The sequence below is a fragment of the Inquilinus limosus MP06 genome (assembly GCF_000767795.1).
In the GTDB taxonomy this organism is placed as follows: Bacteria; Pseudomonadota; Alphaproteobacteria; order DSM-16000; family Inquilinaceae; genus Inquilinus; species Inquilinus limosus_E.
In genome coordinates this window covers 1-577 of record NZ_JANX01001139.1, presented here as the reverse complement: position 1 = coordinate 577, position 577 = coordinate 1, and the positions used below count along the sequence as shown (strand labels likewise).

Genomic DNA, 577 nt, shown 5'->3' with positions numbered 1-577 from the left:
CCATTCCGAAAAGGTCTCGCAAGCGGGAGAGGCAATGCGCCCTCACAATCGCAGCCTGTCTACACGCCACGCTGTCGCGCCACGGCGGCGCCGCTTTCCCCCAGATCCCAGAACAACCCCGTCATCATCTGCAACCCTTCGCGGGCGAGCGGGGCCAGCAGGTGCTCGTCGGGGCCGTGCTGGCGGCAGCCGCCATAGGAGTGCGGCACCCAGACCGTGGCCAGGCCCAGCGTGCCGGCGAAGACCTCGTTCGGCAGCGACCCGCCGACATTGGGCAGCACCATCGGCGCCGTCCCGGTGGTGGCGGCGATCGAGCCGGCGGCCCAGCGCGCCCAGGGATCGTCGGGGTCGAGCCGCGTCGCCAGCATCGGCGTGCCGGACTCGCTGACCTCGATGCCGCGGAAGCCCTGCGCCTCGAGATAGGCGCCGACCGTGCCGGGCAGGTCCGAGACGTCGGTGCCGACGACGAAGCGGAGCTGGCAATGCACCCGCGCCGATGGCGGGATGGCGTTCTGCGGCGCGTCCGGCGTGCCGGCGGTGAAGGCCAGCACCTCCAGCGCGTTCCAGCCGAACACCC

Annotated in this window: 1 pseudogene; it reads right to left on the bottom strand. The window is 71.9% G+C overall.

Annotated elements, in window-relative coordinates:
- Positions 1-59 precede the first annotated feature (59 nt).
- Positions 60-577, bottom strand: a pseudogene (locus tag P409_RS39890) (M20 peptidase family dipeptidase); the annotation flags it as partial.